The 17,711-nt window shown below is 32.9% G+C and carries 19 protein-coding genes; all 19 read left to right on the forward strand.

All coding sequences use genetic code 11. The features are described from left to right. The first annotated feature begins 251 nt into the window (after positions 1-251). The 19 genes from BXU10_RS19185 (at position 252) to accC (ending at position 17,454) form a co-directional block, all read left to right on the forward strand. Entirely contained in the window at positions 252-917 is a 666-nt protein-coding gene (locus BXU10_RS19185) for an HAD family hydrolase (protein ID WP_078229141.1), read from the forward strand. A 2-nt stretch (positions 918-919) separates the two neighbouring features. Continuing rightward, positions 920-1,726: a phosphoribosyltransferase family protein gene (locus tag BXU10_RS19190; RefSeq protein WP_078229142.1), complete on the forward strand. Its 807-nt coding sequence runs from the start codon at positions 920-922 to the stop codon at positions 1,724-1,726. A gap of 3 nt (positions 1,727-1,729) precedes the next feature. Beyond that, positions 1,730-2,284 carry a TerD family protein gene (locus BXU10_RS19195; protein ID WP_031455157.1) on the forward strand — a complete coding sequence of 185 codons (555 nt, stop codon included), beginning with the start codon at positions 1,730-1,732 and terminating at the stop codon, positions 2,282-2,284. 3 nt (positions 2,285-2,287) lie between these two features. Further along, complete coding sequence (locus tag BXU10_RS19200; RefSeq protein ID WP_031455158.1) at positions 2,288-2,896, forward strand: TerD family protein; 609 nt, start codon at positions 2,288-2,290, stop codon at positions 2,894-2,896. 2 nt (positions 2,897-2,898) lie between these two features. Further along, entirely contained in the window at positions 2,899-3,987 is a 1,089-nt protein-coding gene (locus tag BXU10_RS19205; protein ID WP_031455159.1) for a toxic anion resistance protein, read from the forward strand. Between the two features lie 35 nt (positions 3,988-4,022). Further along, a complete protein-coding gene (locus tag BXU10_RS19210; RefSeq protein ID WP_031455160.1) occupies positions 4,023-4,991 on the forward strand; it encodes a hypothetical protein in 969 nt (322 codons plus the stop codon). A gap of 9 nt (positions 4,992-5,000) precedes the next feature. Then, a complete protein-coding gene (locus BXU10_RS19215) occupies positions 5,001-5,552 on the forward strand; it encodes a TerD family protein (protein ID WP_031455161.1) in 552 nt (183 codons plus the stop codon). A gap of 19 nt (positions 5,553-5,571) precedes the next feature. Continuing rightward, positions 5,572-6,231 (forward strand): TerD family protein, encoded by a 660-nt coding sequence (locus tag BXU10_RS19220; RefSeq protein ID WP_078229143.1) that lies wholly within the window; start codon positions 5,572-5,574, stop codon positions 6,229-6,231. A gap of 125 nt (positions 6,232-6,356) precedes the next feature. Next, positions 6,357-6,992 carry a VWA domain-containing protein gene (locus BXU10_RS19225; protein ID WP_031455163.1) on the forward strand — a complete coding sequence of 212 codons (636 nt, stop codon included), beginning with the start codon at positions 6,357-6,359 and terminating at the stop codon, positions 6,990-6,992. Positions 6,993-7,208: 216 nt separating this feature from the next. Continuing rightward, the gene (locus BXU10_RS19230) at positions 7,209-8,261 is read left to right on the forward strand and encodes a TerY-C metal binding domain-containing protein (RefSeq protein WP_078229144.1); all 1,053 of its coding nucleotides are present in this window, start codon (positions 7,209-7,211) and stop codon (positions 8,259-8,261) included. Between the two features lie 3 nt (positions 8,262-8,264). Beyond that, on the forward strand, positions 8,265-9,674 hold the full coding sequence (locus BXU10_RS19235; protein ID WP_078229145.1) for a PP2C family serine/threonine-protein phosphatase: 1,410 nt from the start codon (positions 8,265-8,267) through the stop codon (positions 9,672-9,674). A 2-nt stretch (positions 9,675-9,676) separates the two neighbouring features. Beyond that, complete coding sequence (locus BXU10_RS19240) at positions 9,677-11,188, forward strand: helix-hairpin-helix domain-containing protein (RefSeq protein ID WP_078229146.1); 1,512 nt, start codon at positions 9,677-9,679, stop codon at positions 11,186-11,188. A gap of 29 nt (positions 11,189-11,217) precedes the next feature. Beyond that, complete coding sequence (locus tag BXU10_RS19245) at positions 11,218-12,216, forward strand: TerC/Alx family metal homeostasis membrane protein (protein ID WP_078229147.1); 999 nt, start codon at positions 11,218-11,220, stop codon at positions 12,214-12,216. Positions 12,217-12,402: 186 nt separating this feature from the next. Next, on the forward strand, positions 12,403-13,452 hold the full coding sequence (gene pdxA, locus BXU10_RS19250) for a 4-hydroxythreonine-4-phosphate dehydrogenase PdxA (RefSeq protein WP_078229148.1): 1,050 nt from the start codon (positions 12,403-12,405) through the stop codon (positions 13,450-13,452). Positions 13,453-13,558: 106 nt separating this feature from the next. Further along, positions 13,559-14,128 carry a DUF177 domain-containing protein gene (locus tag BXU10_RS19255; protein WP_078229149.1) on the forward strand — a complete coding sequence of 190 codons (570 nt, stop codon included), beginning with the start codon at positions 13,559-13,561 and terminating at the stop codon, positions 14,126-14,128. Positions 14,129-14,137: 9 nt separating this feature from the next. Next, a complete protein-coding gene (rpmF, locus tag BXU10_RS19260) occupies positions 14,138-14,332 on the forward strand; it encodes a 50S ribosomal protein L32 (protein ID WP_031455170.1) in 195 nt (64 codons plus the stop codon). A 172-nt stretch (positions 14,333-14,504) separates the two neighbouring features. Continuing rightward, positions 14,505-15,503, forward strand: coding sequence for a beta-ketoacyl-ACP synthase III (locus tag BXU10_RS19265; protein ID WP_031455171.1), 999 nt, complete (start codon positions 14,505-14,507; stop codon positions 15,501-15,503). Positions 15,504-15,526: 23 nt separating this feature from the next. Beyond that, positions 15,527-16,012 (forward strand): acetyl-CoA carboxylase biotin carboxyl carrier protein, encoded by a 486-nt coding sequence (accB, locus tag BXU10_RS19270; protein ID WP_031455172.1) that lies wholly within the window; start codon positions 15,527-15,529, stop codon positions 16,010-16,012. 95 nt (positions 16,013-16,107) lie between these two features. Continuing rightward, complete coding sequence (gene accC, locus BXU10_RS19275; protein ID WP_078229150.1) at positions 16,108-17,454, forward strand: acetyl-CoA carboxylase biotin carboxylase subunit; 1,347 nt, start codon at positions 16,108-16,110, stop codon at positions 17,452-17,454. Positions 17,455-17,711: the final 257 nt, after the last annotated feature.

Below are 17,711 nucleotides of genomic sequence, written 5' to 3' on the forward strand. Positions count from 1 at the left end.
GTAAGTTTTAAGATTTCAACAATAGTACTAGTTGTAAATTTTCAAAAGATCAAACAATTGACATCTGGTTGTCAAAAATGACTATTGGAAAAATCATTTTGTAAAGAGATTTGCGGAATTTGATTTATAGATAAAAAATATAAAATTTAAGATATTGCAGGAACTGATTTAAGTAAAATATTTTTTGAGTTTAAAAAAAAACAGGATTGATTTTACTCAACAGCATACTTGCCGACTAAAAATACATACCATTGAAAATAAATTATGAAAATTACAGTCACCTTTCTTTTGATCTGTGGCTTACATTAATAAAATCGAATCCTGAATTTAAGCAAAAAAGGAATTTATTGTTTCAGGATTTTTTTGAAATCGAACAACCAATTGAAAAAGTCACTGAAGTTGTACGATATTATGATGTTCTGTGTAATAATATAAATGAAAACACGGGATTAAATATAGAAACATTCGAAATATATTATTTAATTTTAGGAGCTCTAAATGTAAATCTCAGTAATTATGGAACCGAGAAGCTATCTCAGTTTTATAATCTCACAGAAGAATTGTTTTTAGAAAACAAACCGGTTTTAATTTTTACGGATATTCAAAAAATGTTTGATAAAGTTACCAGTGAAGGAAAATCGATCAGTGTTTTGAGTAATACGGGTTTTATTAAGGGTTTTACATTACGAAAATTATTAAAATATTACGATCTGCTTGATTATTTTAAGTTTCAGATTTACTCGGATGAAGTTGGGTTTTCTAAGCCGAATACAGAGATCTATCAATTGGTGTTTGATGAAATTAATAAATATAAAAAAATAGAGAAAAAAGATGTTTTACATATTGGCGATAATAGTGTTGCCGATTATAACGGAGCATTGAAATTTGGTTTTAACGCTCATCTCTTAAAAATATAACAGTGAATAAAAGTTACAGTTTACACAAAATAACAGAAAAAGAAAGCTGCCCATTTACGGAAGCAGAATACAGCAGGTTTAAATTTGGAGATAAGTTCTTTGCAGAGAAATTTGCAGAAGAACTCTTTGACGGATTTGTGGCACAATTTAAAGACGTAATCTTATCTGAAAAAGATATTGTAATCTTGCCCAGCCCTTATTTGTCTATTCCTACAGCATCCAATTTTTTATGCTACTATTTTAAAAAAGAACTTAATAGCTTCTTGTTTAAAAATGGTAAAAAAGCCTGCATTGAATCTAAAATTTACAGAAACCAAACCTATGTAACGGATTATGGAAATTTGGATTTTGAACAGCGTGTTAAATTAATTTCTAATGATACGTATTATATAGATCGTAATTTTATTGAAGGCAAACTTTGCATATTTGTTGATGATATCAAAATAACAGGAAGTCATGAACATACCGTAAATAAAATCCTGGACCAATATGAAGTAAAGGGAGATTTTGTGTTTGTGTATTTTGCAGAATTAATAAACAAAGACATTCATCCCAAAATAGAAAATCATTACAATTATTTTGCTGTTAAAAATGTAGAAGATATTGTTTCAATAGTAAATAGTGAAGATTTTCAATACAACACCCGAATCGTAAAATTTATTTTAAGCATGGATGATAAACAGTTTGCTTATTTGATCTCTAATATTTCAAGAAAGAAAAGCAACGAATTATTTCATCTTGCGATAAGTAATAATTACCATCAAATTTTAGAATATAAAAAGAATATTAACGTAATAAAAATAGATTAGACTATGGCTATCAATTTGCAAAAAGGACAAAGGGAAAATATAAATGCACCAAAATTTACTATTGGTTTAGGATGGGACACGAATAACAGCAGTACAGGTTCAGGTTTTGATCTTGATGCCTCTGTTTTTATTCTGGGTGATAACGGAAAAATTTTATCTGATTCACATTTTGTTTTTTACAATAATTTAAAATCACCGGATGAAGCTGTAATACATACGGGTGATAACCTGACAGGAGAAGGAGAGGGAGATGATGAACAGATTAAAATTGATTTAACAAAAATCAATCCGACAGTAAAGGAAATCTGCATTGTTGTAACCATTCATGATGCTGTAAGCAGAAAACAAAATTTTGGTCAGGTTCGAAATTCATTTATTAGAATTGTGGATGACAGTAATAATACAGAATTGGTTAAATATGAACTAGAAGAAGATTTTTCGATAGAAACAGCAGTTGAATTTGGAAGAATATACAATAAAGACGGACAATGGAAATTTGAAGCCATTGGAGTTGGTATGAAAGGCGGATTAGAGGATTACTTAAATAAATATAACTAAGATATGGCAATTAATTTAGAAAAAGGACAACGTATAAATCTTGAAAAAAGTAACGGTACAAAATTACAAAACATTTGTGTTGGAGTAAATTGGGGAGCAATTGAAAAAAAGGGATTCTTTGGGACAAAAAAAGAAGCAGTAGATTTAGATGCAAGCTGTGCAGTTTATGATGATAAAAAAAATCATATTGATTCAGTAAATTTTAGAAAACTGATTTCAAACGACCGCGCAATTAAACATAGTGGTGATGATTTGACAGGAGATTTAAATGGAGATGACGGATTAGATAACGAAGTTATAACCTTAGATTTTTCTCAATTAAGTCCGGCAGCTAATCACGTAGCGTTTTTTATAAATAGTTTTAGAGGTCAGGATTTTAAAGATATTCCATTTGCTTCTATTCGCATTTACGAAGGGACACCAACCAAGGTTAGTCAGGAATTTGCACGTTTTGATGTTGCAAACGATGCTACTTTTGCCGGAAACGTTTCTATGGTTTTAGGTGTTTTTTACAAGAGAAATGATGAATGGAAATTTAGTGCAGTTGGTGTACCAACAAACGATAAGAAACTAGAGCAGACAATCGTAACAATTCAACAGAATCACTTATAGTCATGTCAGAAAATCAATTAGTTACTCAGGAGAATTCTGCTTTAATTGATAAGGATGGAAATGTAAACTTAGCTTCGATTACAGAAGCTGATGTAAATAATTACAAATCTATTTCTAATCAGTTAAATGAGAATGATGCCAATTCAATTCTGAATTATGGTGCCGAAATTCAAAACTCTATTGCAAAGCAGAGTGATACTTTCTTAACAAATGTCAGAACTTATAATTCCGGCGAAGTAGGAACTCTTATCAATGATCTGCTTACTGAATTGAATTATGTAGATGTTGATCAATTAGATCAGGGGCCATTTAAGAGATTTATCTCTAAAATTCCTTTATTGAATAAGTTAATTACCGATGTAAAAAAATTATTCCAGGAATACGATCGAATTACTGTAAATATTGAAAAAATCAGTAATAAGGTAAAAGCCGGAATGATCAACTCTGTGAAAGATAACAGTGCACTTCAGACGATGTTTGATGGTAATGTGAATCTGATCAAAGAAATGGAAAAGCACATTATTGCAGGGCAAATTCGATTTAAGGAATTAAATGAAGAACTTGCTGTAATGGAAGGCAATAGTGCGCAATATCAGGATTATCAGATTTCGGATAAAAGAACTTTCATTAACAGACTGGACAAACGTCTTGCCGATATGAAAATTGTTCGTTTTATCATGTTGCAGTCTTTGGCGCAAATTAGAGTAGTTCAGAACAATAATACTTCTATAGCAGAAAAAGCACAGTCTATTTTGACTACAACAATGCCGGTTTGGAAAAACCAATTGACACTAGCGGTAGCATTGCAAAGACAAAAACAGAATATTGAAGTTCAGCGTAGAGTTTCTGAAACAACAAATACAATTTTGCAGAAAAATGCTGAAATGCTGAAACAAAACAGTATTGAAGTTGCCAGAGAAAACGAAAACACAATTGTTTCACTTGAAACGCTGAAAATGACAACCAAATCATTGATCGATACTTTGACAGAAGTAAAACAAATACACGATCAGGGTACAGAAACCAGAAGACAGCTGGACGCAGGTTTACAAAGTCTTGAGCAAGAATTAAAAAAAGGCGTTGTAAGCTAGAAAATTACAAAAATCGAATATTGGAAATTAGATAAATGCAGGAGGAAGAAGAAGAAAGATATCTTCAAATAATAAAAGATAGTAACAGAAAACTTGTGGTTTTAGAATTGTTATCCAATTTCTTTAACCACAAGGATCTTGTGGGGATTTTGGTAAGGACAAAAATTATTCATACTCTTTTTGAAAAAAACCGGATATTAGATATTAATAAATTAGAACTGTTTCACATTCAGTTTACAAGCAGTCTTATTGATTTGTTTCAAAAAATAAAAAAATCAAAAGAACAGCAATATGTTTTAATCAGTGATGAAATCTATATTAATGAAGATATTTTATCAAAATTAAAACAGGAAATAGGAGAGAGTAAGTTTGCCAAACAAATGCAGCTGCATGCTCAAAATATGTCCAAAAAGATAGAAGAACTCTATGAGTTATTTGTTTCAGAAAAAGATGTTTTTTTTAATTGGAATGATATAATGATTTTTTCTCAGAGTATTCAGGCCGAATATTACAGGGAGATTACAATTGATCAGTACGAAAAGCTTTCACAATTGAATAAAAGTGTATATGAAAATCCATATGCCAAATTTGAAAAAAAACTTTTAGGACGTTTGAATATTCTGAATTTTAAAATTAAGTTTTTGTGCGGACTGGTTTGTAATAATGAAATAATTGAGGTTTATGAATTTAGGGATTCTAATGATAAATTTGTTTTTGTAGCCAATGAAAAATCATTTTATTTTTTGAATGAAGAAAATACTAAGGATATTGATATTTCAAAAAACGGATCTGCAAAAGAAGAAATTATAATAGATCTGAAAAACAAAAATGCAGAATTGAAGAGAGAACTCAGTGTTGTAAAAACAACGCTGCCCGAAAATGTTTTAGAAGTACTAAAGGAATATCATGACAAAATTTCATCAGTAGATTTTCTGGAAGAACTTCAAAATGTTGATGAACAAACCAATATTTTAAAAACAATGTTGAATATAAATATTAATTAAAGAGATAAAATGGCAATTAACTTAGAAAAAGGACAAAGACAAAGTATAGATGCACCAAAGTTTACTGTAGGTCTTGGATGGGATAGTAACTCAAGCAATACCGGATCAAGTTTTGATGTGGATGCTTCAGTATTTTTAGTTGGTGCAAACGGAAAAATTCCGAATGACAACCATTTTGTTTATTACAATAATTTAAAATCGCCTGATGGAGCAGTAACTCATGCAGGAGATAATTTAACCGGTGATGGTGACGGAGATGATGAAAAAATCCAGATTGATTTATCTGTAATCTCTCCCGATGTGCACGAAATTTCTTTTGTAGTAACGATTCATCAGGCAGATACAAAAAGACAAAATTTTGGACAAATTAGAAATTCATTTATCAGAATTCTGGATCAGACAAACACAGAATTGGTTAAATATGAACTGGATGAAGATTTCTCTATTGAAACTGCAGTAGAATTTGGGAGAATTTACAAAAGAAACAACGAGTGGAAATTTGAAGCAGTAGGGATTGGTATGAAAGGTGGTTTGCAGGATTATTTAAATAAATATAACTAATTAAAACCTGATTAAAACTATGGCAATTAACTTAACCAAAGGACAAAAGATTGATTTAATAAAATCAAGCGGCGAGTCATTAACAAATTTTTGTGTTGGTGTAAACTGGGGAGCAATTGAAACGAAAGGATTTTTAGGATTATCAAAAAATGTAACAGAAGTTGACTTAGATTTAAGTTGTGTTTTAATTGATGACCAAAATAAACTTTGTGATCATTTATATTCTCCTTTATACAAAATTGAAGTCTTACAGCAATTTGGCCTTCCAAAAGGGAAGTTGTCGAGTGTAGATGGTGCCTTAAAACACACCGGTGATGATCTTGCCGGAGATAGTGGAGGTGATGATGGTTTGGATAATGAAATTATTACCGTAGACCTTTCTAAAGTTGATGCTAAAGTGAATCAGATATTTTTCTTTCTGAATAATGCAGGAAAAGAAGATTTCTCTCAAATCCCGTATGCAAAAATCAGAATGTACGAAGGTACTCCCACAAAAGTAGTTTCAGAATTTGCAGCTTACAATGTTTCTGCAGAAGCCCAATATGTAAATAAACGTTCCATCATTATGGGAAAATTATACAAGCGTAATGGTGAATGGAAATTTAGTGCCATTGGAGATCCTACAGATGATACTTTCTTAGGACAGACTATTCATAAAATTGTAGAGTCTTATCTGTAGAAGGTTAAATACTATTGGAGTGCTAAATAACAGGAATAACATGTCTCTGATATTCATGTGTGATATTTCGGGATATAATGGAGAAATTGGGTTAGATTAATTATTATGAAATTTTTTCACGTGATATGAGAAGACTACCGGTATATTTTTTATTAGACACTTCCGGTTCTATGTACGGAGAACCAATTCAGGCATTAAACAATGCTTTAAGCGGCATGGTCAATACTTTGCGTTCAGATGCTCAGGCCTTAGATTCACTCTGGATCAGTATTATTACTTATGATCGTGAAGTAAAAGAAATTGTTCCATTGACAGAACTGGTTCACTTTCAATTACCTGAGATAACCTGTCCGCAAAGTGGTCCTACAAATACAGGAGCAGCACTGGATTTTGTTATTCAAAAAGTAAATAAGGATGTTATAAAGGGTTCAGCTACCCAAAAAGGAGACTGGAAACCTTTACTTTTTGTATTTACTGATGGGAAACCTTCAGATATTCAGCTTTACAGACAAAAAACTCAGGAAATAAAAAGCCTAAGTTTTGGAGCTGTAGTTGGTTGCGCGGCCGGACATATGGCAAACGATGAAATTCTAAAAGAATTGACAGACCATGTGGTTCATCTGGCCTCTGCCGATAGTTCGACACTAAAACAATTTTTCAAATGGGTATCAGAAACCATCGAACAAGGCAATAAAAGTCAGGGAACTGGCGAAAGTGTTACGCTGCCTCCTCCACCAAGTGAAATAATTGTAGTGATTTAATTTGAACTACATATTGAGATATTAATCATTCTAAGTAGATGTAAAATAAATTGAATATTGACTTCATCTGTTTTGATTTTTTTGCGATCGTATTTCCTTATACATTTAATTTTATAAACTACTGATAAACCTTCTAAGTTTGGAGTTGGTTTATCTGTTAATATAACTCAGATTGTGCTTTCAATTATATTTTAATGATATTAAATTTCCTTTAAAATGAGAAGATTACCCATATATTTTTTAATCGATATTTCTGAGTCAATGGTTGGAGAGCCTATTCAGGAGGTTGAAGAAGGATTGGCTACTATTATTCAGGCATTAAAAACAGATCCTTATGCACTTGAAACCGTATTTGTATCAATTATAGTATTTGCCGGTCAGCCTAAAACATTGGTTCCTCTTCAGGAGATAGTGAGTTTTTATCCTCCTAAATTTCCAATTGGCAGCGGTACATCCTTAAGCAAAGGCTTAGGACATTTAATGTATGAATTGCGCAGTAATATTGTAAAAACAACATATGAAGTTAAAGGTGATTGGAAACCTATTGTTTTTTTATTTACTGATGGAGTTCCAACTGATGATACTAAAATGGCAATTAACGAATGGAAACGAAACTGGCAGCGAACAGCCAATTTAATTGCGATTTCTTTCGGAAACGAAACAGATACAAAATTATTAGGTGAACTTACAGACAATGTTTTGCATTTTAAAAATACAAATGTCCAGTCATACAAAGAGTTTTTTAAATGGGTAACAGATTCTATTAAGACCAGTAGTATAAGTGTCGAAAATAATTCTAGTGGTTTTGAATTGGCAAAATTAGACGGAGAAACACTTTCGAAAATAGACTTAACCAAAGAGGTGCCAAACCGTCAATATGTCGATGATAATTTTGTGGTTTTAAATGGTAAATGTCAAAATACTAAAAGGCCGTACTTAATGAAATATCGCAAAAGTATTGCGGAGTCTATTTACGCCGGAATTGAACTATCTTCTAAAAGTTATAAATTGGTCGGAGCCTATCAGGTCGATAATTCCTATTTCGAGTTGGCTGATTCTACAAATTTTAGCACTAAAGTAAATACAGATGAACTTATCGGAGGGCCAACGTGTCCCTGCTGTGGAAACCAAATAGCTTTTGCGGTTTGTGTTTGTGATAAAATACATTGTATTGGCGATGAAGAAATAAGTACTTGTCCATGGTGCAATAATCAGGGAAGTTACACTTCAGGAGAAGGCGGATTTGATGTGAGCAGAACACAAGGGTAATTCATGAAGGAAGTCAAAAGATATATTCAGTCTTTTTTATCCCAGCATAAAATAGACATTTCTTCAGATAAAGCAGCTCTCTTTGATGAGTTTATTTCCGATGAAAAAAATGTCAATGCAGTAAAAATAATTCAGGAAAACCAAAAAATGATTATGCAGAATTGGATATTGAAAAATAGAATTGATGATATTTTGACGCAGACTGTCTCAATTCCGAACGGCATCGTAAATAAAAAATATCAGGCAAAAATTGATTTCAATACTTTGGGTTGGAATGATTTTATTTCCTTTGAAATAAAGGGTTTAGAAAATACAGGACTTGAATTTAATGAGGCGGACGAAATGCTTTTTGGAATTCCGAAAATAAGCGGCGATTTAAAAATAAGCATATTATTTAAAATTGATGGTGAACCGGAAGATTCGGTTTTAAATAAAAAAACACTAACACTTATCATAAATCCTGATCCTAAATCCTTATGGAAAAATCTTGAAAGTGATAAAAATGATCCATTTTGGAAACTGGATAACGAAGCAGTTTTTTTGGGATTTTTGGATAAAAATATTGTAATATCTTCAAAAAGAGGACGAAGCCATGCAAATTCCGGATCTTTTAGAGAAGATGATTTTGTATTTAAAAATTTTGATCAAATTGATTGGAGTTTAGTAGCTGTTTCAGATGGAGCAGGTTCTGCGAAATTATCCCGTAAGGGATCAAGAATAGCGTGTGAGTCTGTAATTCAATATTTTGAAGAAAATTTGAACCCGGAAAACCTAAAAGAATTTGATGAGGTATTGGTCAATCATCATAATAAATTAAGTGACGTAACATCAAAAAAAATAAATCAGTTTGTTTATGAAAATCTTTCAAAAGCAGTACATTTTGCACATCAAAAACTAGAAGAGTTTACAATAAAAAACAAAACAGAATTAAAAGATTTACACACAACTTTAATTTTTGCCCTGGTTAAAAAATACGATTTTGGATATGCTATTCTAACTTTTGGAATTGGTGATTGTCCAATAGGATTGTTAAATAAAGAGCTCACAGAAATCAAATTAATGAACTGGCTTGACGTTGGTGATTATGGAGGCGGAACACGATTTATTACCATGCCTGAAATTTTTCAAGATGATAAATTTTCTTCAAGATTTGGTTTTAAATTAATAGATGACTTCTCTTATTTAATGCTGATGACAGACGGTATTTATGATCCTAAATTTGTTGTTGAAGCTAATTTGGAAAAAATTGAAAACTGGAGAGGATTTATTGATGATTTGAAAGGGAAAAATGAAGATGGAATCCAAGTTGAATTTGATAAAAATAATCCTGAAATTGCGAAGCAGCTTTCTGCCTGGATGGATTTTTGGAGTCCGGGAAATCATGATGACAGAACCCTTGCTATAATTTATTAAAAATGAATACGATTACAGTAAAATCAATCAATGATGCTGCAAAAACCTATCAGTTTGTTGATAATGATGAACCCATGCGTGGTGGTGTAAAGGATGTTTATTTTAGTCCCGACAAAAAATATGTTGTTGCATTATTTAGAGATAAATTAGATTTTAATCAAAAAGAAAGATTACAAAGAATAACCAATAAATATTTAGCACAGATTCAAAACGGCGATGCAGGCGATTACTATTTAAACGAAGTGTACAGATGGCCAACAGATGTTGTTGAATATAAAGGATTAACCGGAATCATAGTCCCGACTTACAATTCTAAGTTTTTCTTTAATAAAGGATATGAAACGAGCGATTTAATTCGGGGAAAAGAGAAAAACGGGAAATGGTTTGCAGGTGCTAAATTTAGAAATCCGCATTTTCCGCTACGTGTTGCAAAATCAGAGTTGGGCGACTGGCTAAGTTATTTTCAGGTTTGTGTTAATCTGACCCGCGGTGTAAAAAAGATGCATGCAATGGGATTGGCGCATTCTGATTTATCATACAATAACGTTTTGATTGATCCCGTCAATAAATCGGCTTGTATGATAGATTTGGACGGATTAGTGGTTCCGGGATTGTTTCCGGCAGAAGTAATTGGCACGGCAGAATTTATTGCTCCGGAAGTACTTTCGACCAAGCATCTCAATAAAACCGATCCAAACAGGAAATTGCCAAACCGATTAACCGACTTACATGCATTGCCGGTTTTAATTTATATGCTTTTATTGCACAGGCATCCATTAAAAGGAGGGAAGGTACATGATTTAGATACTGAAAAAGATGACTTGCTGTCAATGTGCGAAAAAGCAATGTTTATAGAGCATCCGACAGATCCAATGAATAGGCCAAAACTTAATCAGGTTTCGAAATGGGATTTACCCTGGGCAGATATTGTCAAATTGCCCTACACAATCACAGGGCCTTATTTAAAAAACCTGTTTGATAAAGTTTTTATTGATGGATTACACAATCCAATGCAAAGACCAAATGCCGAAGAATGGGAGGTAGCATTGCTGAAAACAACTGATTTAATGCAGAAATGTCAGAATGTCTCATGTGAGCAAAAATGGTATGTTTTTGATAATACAAATACGCCAATATGCCCGTTTTGTAATACTGCTCACAAAGGGACGCTGCCAATTTTAGACTTGTATTACCAGTTCGAGGAAACCGTTTGGAAACCTGAAAATCATAGGTTAATGGTTTATAATGATCAATACTTGTTTCAATGGCATGTTAATCGTAATATTGCCAGAAATGAGAAACTAACCCAGCTTCAAAAAGTGCCGGTTGGTTATTTTACTTTTTTTAATGATAAGTGGGTGTTTGTCAATCAAAAACTAACCTCATTAAAAGATGTTACAAACGACAAAGAAATTCCAATTGGATCAATGCTGGAACTTACCGATGGTAAAAAAATACTCTTATCAAAGGAAGAAGGCGGCCGGGTTTTAGTAGTTACAATGGCTAATAAATAATTTAAAATCTAACTTAATTAATATTTAAAATGAATCAACACCCTATTTTTTCAGAACATCCAGGACTTATAATAGTTTTTGCGGTCGCTGTACTAATCATGCTATTACTGGATTTGGGAATTTTCAACAAGAAGAGTCATGTTGTGACGAATAAAGAAGCGATTACCTGGTCATTAGTCTGGATAAGTTTAGCCATGATTTTTAGTGGTTTAATTTATCACTTTGCAGGTGCTGCTAAATTTTATGAGTTTCAGTCAGCATACTGGATCGAAAAGGCGCTTTCTGTAGATAATCTATTTGTTTTTATATTAGTTTTTAAGTTTTTTGATGTACAAAACGAAAACAAACACAAAGTTTTATTCTGGGGAATTATTGGAGCCCTTGTTTTAAGAGCGATTTTTATATTTTCGGGAGCTTTCTTAATAGAACTTACTTACTTAAATAAATTGCTAAATCTTGCTGGTTTAGAAGGGTTTAAATATGATATCAACCTTATTATGACCGCTTTTGGACTGTTTCTGGTGTATGCAGGAATCAAATCTTGGTCTGCGGGCGATGACGATGACGAAGAAGATTATAACAACACAAGAGGAGCAAGACTGATCAGAAAGTTTTTCAGCGTTTCTGATAAATACGATGGGGATAAATTCTTCACATACGAAAACGGAAAAAAATTAGCTACTCCGCTTTTAGTAGTTGTTGCGGTAATCGAATTTACGGATTTATTATTCGCAGTAGATTCTATTCCAGCAATTTTTGCTATTTCAAATGATCCGTTTATTCTTTATACGTCTAATATTTTTGCAATTTTAGGATTAAGAGCATTATTCTTTTTATTGGATAACTTTATTCACCTATTCAGTAAACTGCAATACGGGCTGGCAATTATCCTTTCTTTCATTGGTATAAAAATGATTATTGCTCCGTTTTATCACATCGAATCAATTTATTCGCTGATTGTTATTGGAGGAATCCTTATAATTTCAGTATTATTGTCAATTATGCTGCCAGAGAAGAAAGAAGTTTAAGTAAGAGCACTTATTATAATCTAATAATGAAAGGGCTGAAAATTAATTTAATTTTCAGCCCTTTCATGTAAAACTAATTCTTTTAAATGGATTGAATTTGAATTGATATGTTACCCGATTAGGCTATTTATAAGCTTAATTATTTATATCTTTGTACATTAATTTAGTAATAAATAATCTGAGCTCATGAATAAAAAAGCAGAAAATATAATTGTTGGAATTTCTATTGGAGATTTAAACGGTATTGGAAGCGAAGTTATATTAAAAACATTCGAAGATTCTCGTATGTTAGAATTATGTACGCCGGTTATTTTTGCCAATGCCAAAATACTTTCTTTCGTTAAAAAAAGCTTCACATCTACAGTTCAATTTCATGGAGTTGATAAATTAGATCAGGTTTTGCCAGGGAAATTGAATGTTCTCAATCTTTGGAGAGAAAGTGTTGACATAAATTTAGGCACAAATGATGAGAAAATAGGCGAGTATGCTATAAAATCGTTTGTCGCTGCGACAAAAGCCTTAAAGGATGGAGATGTAGATGTTTTGGTGACTGCCCCAATAAATAAATATAATATTCAATCAGAAGATTTTAAATTTCCTGGTCACACAGATTATTTGGATCAGGAGTTGGAAGGGAATGCATTAATGATGATGGTTCATGATGATTTAAGGGTTGGATTACTGACAGATCATGTTCCTTTAAGTGAAGTTTCTTCTCAGTTGACAGAAGAATTAATTACAAGAAAAATCGAAACAATCAGAAAATCATTAATTCAGGATTTTAGTATTGTAAAGCCAAAAATTGCTGTATTGAGCTTAAATCCGCATGCCGGTGATGGAGGTGTAATTGGGAAAGAAGATGATTTGGTATTAAAACCTGCTTTAAAGAAAATATTCGAAAAAGGAACTATGGTTTTTGGACCATTTCCTGCAGATGGTTTTTTTGGAAGCGGTCAGCATGAAAAATATGACGCTGTCGTGGCAACCTATCACGACCAGGGATTGATTCCATTTAAAACATTATCATTCGGAAAAGGAGTGAATTATTCAGCAGGTCTGAACAGAATCAGAACCTCGCCGGATCACGGTACAGCTTATGATATTGCCGGGAAAGATATGGCAGATTATAATTCATTTAAGGAAGCGGTTTATCTGGCAATTGATATTTTTCGTTCGCGTAATCTGTATGAAGAGATTAGCCAAAAACCTCTTAAAATAAAAGAAAAACAGTTATAAACAAAAAAAGGTGAATAAGATTATTAGTTTTATAATAATTTTATATCTTTGCACCCCAATTCAGGTATCTGAGTTTTAGATACTAATTGGACAAATTGATGTTGAAATGAGCAAAACAAAAGAATTTTTAATTCCTTTCGTGGGATTAAAACTAGGAAAACACCATTTTGAGTATCAAATAAGTAAGAAGTTCTTTGAGGACTTTGATTATGATGAATTTCAAGCTTCGGATATCAAAGTCAGTTTAGTTTTAGATAAAGGGAGCAACCTGTTAGAGTTAAATTTCAAACATAAAGGGACTGTAAATGTGCCATGTGATTTAACAAGCGAGGATTTTGATTTGCCTATAAAAGGAAAAATGAGACTCATCGTTCGTTTTGGAGATGAATTTAATAACGACAATGAGGAATTGCTTATTTTGCCACACGGTGAGTTTGAAATAGATGTAGCACAATACATCTATGAAATGATTGCATTGTCAGTTCCGCTTAAACGCGTTCACCCTGGTGTAAAGGATGGAAGTTTACAAACTGAAGCCCTGACAAAACTAAATGAATTAAAAGTCAAAGACTCGAGCGATAGCGAACAGGCGAAGCAAGTCAAAGAAGAGAGTAAACAAGAAGAAGATATTGACCCGCGTTGGGACAAATTAAAGAAACTATTAACGGATAAATAATATAGTAAAATGGCACATCCTAAGAGAAAAATCTCGAAAACAAGAAGAGATAAGAGAAGAACACATTATAAAGCTACTGTAGCTCAGATTGCTACATGTCCTATTACAGGTGAAGCACATTTATACCACAGAGCTTACTGGCATGAAGGTAAAATGTATTACAGAGGGCAAGTTGTTATCGATAAATCTGAAGCGGTTGCTTAATACGTTTTTGTAAATGATATGAGAACTCTCACTATGTGAGAGTTTTTTTTGTTTGTTATAACTTTCTTTTTTAAGGAAATTTACGACAATACGTTTAGAATTTTTTTTGTAATTTTCAAGTCTTTTAAGAATTTTTCAAATAGCAATATTTGAGAGGAAATAATAGAATATAATGAATACAATCACAGCCGCAATTACCGCTGTTGGAGGATACGTTCCTGATTTTGTGCTTTCTAACAAAGTGCTAGAAACAATGGTTGATACCAATGATGAATGGATTACTACCCGTACCGGAATAAAAGAAAGAAGAATTCTTAAAGATGCTGATAAAGGAACTTCCTACCTTGCAATAAAAGCAGCACAAGATTTAATAGCAAAAGCCAATATTGATCCTTTAGAAATTGATATGGTAATAATGGCAACAGCAACACCGGATATGATGGTGGCAGCCACAGGTGTCTATGTAGCCACAGAAATTGGAGCGACTAATGCATTTGCTTACGACCTGCAAGCAGCTTGTTCCAGTTTTTTATACGGAATGTCTACGGCAGCAGCTTATGTACAATCCGGACGTTACAAAAAAGTGTTATTAATTGGTGCCGATAAAATGTCATCAATTGTAGATTATACAGACAGATCGACCTGTATTATTTTTGGTGATGGAGCGGGAGCGGTTTTATTTGAACCAAATTATGAAGGTTTAGGTTTACAGGATGAGTACTTAAGAAGTGATGGTGTAGGACGCGATTTTCTTAAAATTCCTGCAGGAGGTTCTTTGATCCCTGCTTCTGAAGAAACCATTAAAAACAGACAGCATAATATTATGCAGGATGGTAAAACAGTTTTTAAATATGCTGTTACTAATATGGCTGATGCAAGTGAATTAATTTTACAAAGAAATAATTTAACAAAAGAAGATGTAAGCTGGTTAGTGCCACATCAGGCAAACAGGCGTATTATTGATGCTACTGCAGGCAGATTAGATCTTGATGAGTCTAAAGTGCTTGTAAATATCGAAAGATATGGTAATACAACTTCAGGAACCTTGCCATTAGTATTAGCTGACTTTGAGGACAAGTTTAAAAAAGGAGATAATGTTATTTTTGCCGCTTTTGGAGGTGGATTCACATGGGGATCTATTTATCTGAAATGGGCTTACGATAAGAAATAAATTAAAACTAAAAACGAATCATTATGGATTTAAAAGAAATTCAAAACCTAATCAAATTTGTAGCAAATTCGGGAGTTGCAGAGGTAAAGTTAGAAATGGATGATGTAAAAATCACCATTAGAACAACTTTAGAAACAAATGTAACTGAGGCTACTTATGTACAACAATTACCAGCTCAGGCGGCATTGCCACAAGCAGTTGCTCCTCAACAAGCACCGGTAGTTGTAAATGTAAATAGTGAAGCAGCAGCTCCAGCTGAGAATTCTAAATTCATTACTATAAAATCTCCAATTATCGGAACTTTTTATAGAAAACCATCTCCGGATAAACCAGTTTTTACAGAAGTAGGAAGTGTTATTTCAAAAGGTGATGTTCTTTGTGTAATTGAAGCAATGAAATTATTCAACGAAATTGAATCAGAAGTTTCAGGTAAAATAGTGAAAATTCTTGTTGACGATATGTCTCCTGTAGAATTTGACCAACCTTTATTCTTAGTTGATCCATCTTAATTTTAGATCTTAGATTTTTAGATTTTAACTTTTCGAAAGTGTCTAAATCTAATCATTCAATTATCTAATTATCCAAATTATCTAATTTTAAAAAGATGTTTAAAAAAATATTAATTGCGAATAGAGGGGAAATTGCACTTCGTGTAATCCGTACTTGTAAAGAGATGGGAATCAAAACTGTTGCAGTTTATTCTACAGCTGATGCAGAAAGTTTACATGTTAAATTTGCTGATGAAGCAGTTTGTATTGGTCCTCCTCCAAGTAACTTATCGTATTTGAAAATGTCAAATATAATTGCTGCTGCAGAAATTACTAATGCAGATGCAATACATCCGGGATACGGATTTCTTTCGGAGAATGCTAAATTCTCTAAAATTTGTCAGGAACATGGAATCAAATTTATTGGTGCTGCCCCTGAAATGATTGACAGAATGGGAGATAAAGCTTCTGCAAAAGCTACAATGAAAGCAGCAGGAGTTCCATGTGTACCAGGTTCTGACGGATTGTTGGAATCTTTCGAACAAACACAAAAATTAGCTAAAGAATTTGGTTACCCGGTAATGCTTAAAGCAACGGCCGGTGGTGGTGGAAAAGGAATGCGTGCTGTCTGGAAAGAAGAGGAACTGCTGAAAGCATGGGAAAGTGCGCGTCAGGAAGCTGCAGCAGCATTTGGAAATGACGGAATGTACATGGAGAAACTTATCGAAGAGCCACGTCATATTGAAATTCAGGTTGTTGGGGATTCATACGGAAAAGCATGTCATCTTTCTGAAAGAGATTGTTCGGTACAACGTCGTCACCAAAAACTAACTGAAGAAACACCTTCACCTTTCATGACCGATGAATTGCGTACTGCAATGGGAGAAGCTGCTGTAAAAGCTGCTGAATACATTAAATACGAAGGAGCCGGAACAGTAGAATTTTTGGTTGATAAACACAGAAATTTCTATTTCATGGAAATGAATACACGAATTCAGGTAGAACACCCAATCACAGAGCAGGTTATTGATTATGACCTGATTCGTGAGCAAATTATGGTAGCTGCCGGAATTCCAATTTCAGGAAGAAACTATTTGCCGGAATTACATGCTATAGAATGTCGTATTAATGCTGAAGATCCTTATAACGATTTTCGTCCTTCACCGGGAAAGATTACTACGCTTCATATGCCTGGAGGTCACGGAGTTCGTTTAGATACTCACGTTTATTCAGGGTATACTATTCCGCCAAATTACGATTCAATGATTGCCAAGTTGATTACGACTGCTCAATCACGTGAAGAAGCTATCAGTAAAATGCGAAGAGCTTTGGATGAATTTGTTATCGAGGGTGTTAAAACTACAATACCTTTTCACAGACAATTAATGGATGATCCAAGATATATTGCAGGAGATTATACAACTGCATTTATGGATACTTTTAAAATGAATCCAATCGAATAAATACTAAAACCTCATTGAAAAATGAGGTTTTTTTATGTCTTAACTTATCTAATTTATGTTTTCGAAACTTCTGATTCGCATTGATTGAAATTTCAGGAATATCGTTTATTGATTTTTTGGTTAAATAGGATTTTTTATTTAGCAGACTGACATTATATTATTCAAATTTAAAACTGGAATACTATAAAGACGATATTTTTGCCATTAAAAAAGCATGGAATCTGGTTTGTCTCTCTTTATTGCAGTTTTTATGGGAT

The sequence above is a fragment of the Flavobacterium sp. LM4 genome, assembly GCF_002017935.1.
GTDB lineage: Bacteria > Bacteroidota > Bacteroidia > Flavobacteriales > Flavobacteriaceae > Flavobacterium > Flavobacterium chungangense.

Coding starts and splice junctions, on each gene's coding strand:
- BXU10_RS19195 (WP_031455157.1), top strand. CDS start 1,730: ATGGCTATCAATTTGCAAAAAGGACAAAGGGAAAATATAAATGCACCA.
- BXU10_RS19225 (WP_031455163.1), top strand. CDS start 6,357: ATGAGAAGACTACCGGTATATTTTTTATTAGACACTTCCGGTTCTATG.
- BXU10_RS19235 (WP_078229145.1), top strand. CDS start 8,265: ATGAAGGAAGTCAAAAGATATATTCAGTCTTTTTTATCCCAGCATAAA.
- BXU10_RS19200 (WP_031455158.1), top strand. CDS start 2,288: ATGGCAATTAATTTAGAAAAAGGACAACGTATAAATCTTGAAAAAAGT.
- pdxA (WP_078229148.1), top strand. CDS start 12,403: ATGAATAAAAAAGCAGAAAATATAATTGTTGGAATTTCTATTGGAGAT.
- BXU10_RS19255 (WP_078229149.1), top strand. CDS start 13,559: ATGAGCAAAACAAAAGAATTTTTAATTCCTTTCGTGGGATTAAAACTA.
- BXU10_RS19230 (WP_078229144.1), top strand. CDS start 7,209: ATGAGAAGATTACCCATATATTTTTTAATCGATATTTCTGAGTCAATG.
- accC (WP_078229150.1), top strand. CDS start 16,108: ATGTTTAAAAAAATATTAATTGCGAATAGAGGGGAAATTGCACTTCGT.
- BXU10_RS19215 (WP_031455161.1), top strand. CDS start 5,001: ATGGCAATTAACTTAGAAAAAGGACAAAGACAAAGTATAGATGCACCA.
- BXU10_RS19245 (WP_078229147.1), top strand. CDS start 11,218: ATGAATCAACACCCTATTTTTTCAGAACATCCAGGACTTATAATAGTT.
- BXU10_RS19240 (WP_078229146.1), top strand. CDS start 9,677: ATGAATACGATTACAGTAAAATCAATCAATGATGCTGCAAAAACCTAT.
- rpmF (WP_031455170.1), top strand. CDS start 14,138: ATGGCACATCCTAAGAGAAAAATCTCGAAAACAAGAAGAGATAAGAGA.
- BXU10_RS19205 (WP_031455159.1), top strand. CDS start 2,899: ATGTCAGAAAATCAATTAGTTACTCAGGAGAATTCTGCTTTAATTGAT.
- accB (WP_031455172.1), top strand. CDS start 15,527: ATGGATTTAAAAGAAATTCAAAACCTAATCAAATTTGTAGCAAATTCG.
- BXU10_RS19210 (WP_031455160.1), top strand. CDS start 4,023: ATGCAGGAGGAAGAAGAAGAAAGATATCTTCAAATAATAAAAGATAGT.
- BXU10_RS19265 (WP_031455171.1), top strand. CDS start 14,505: ATGAATACAATCACAGCCGCAATTACCGCTGTTGGAGGATACGTTCCT.
- BXU10_RS19220 (WP_078229143.1), top strand. CDS start 5,572: ATGGCAATTAACTTAACCAAAGGACAAAAGATTGATTTAATAAAATCA.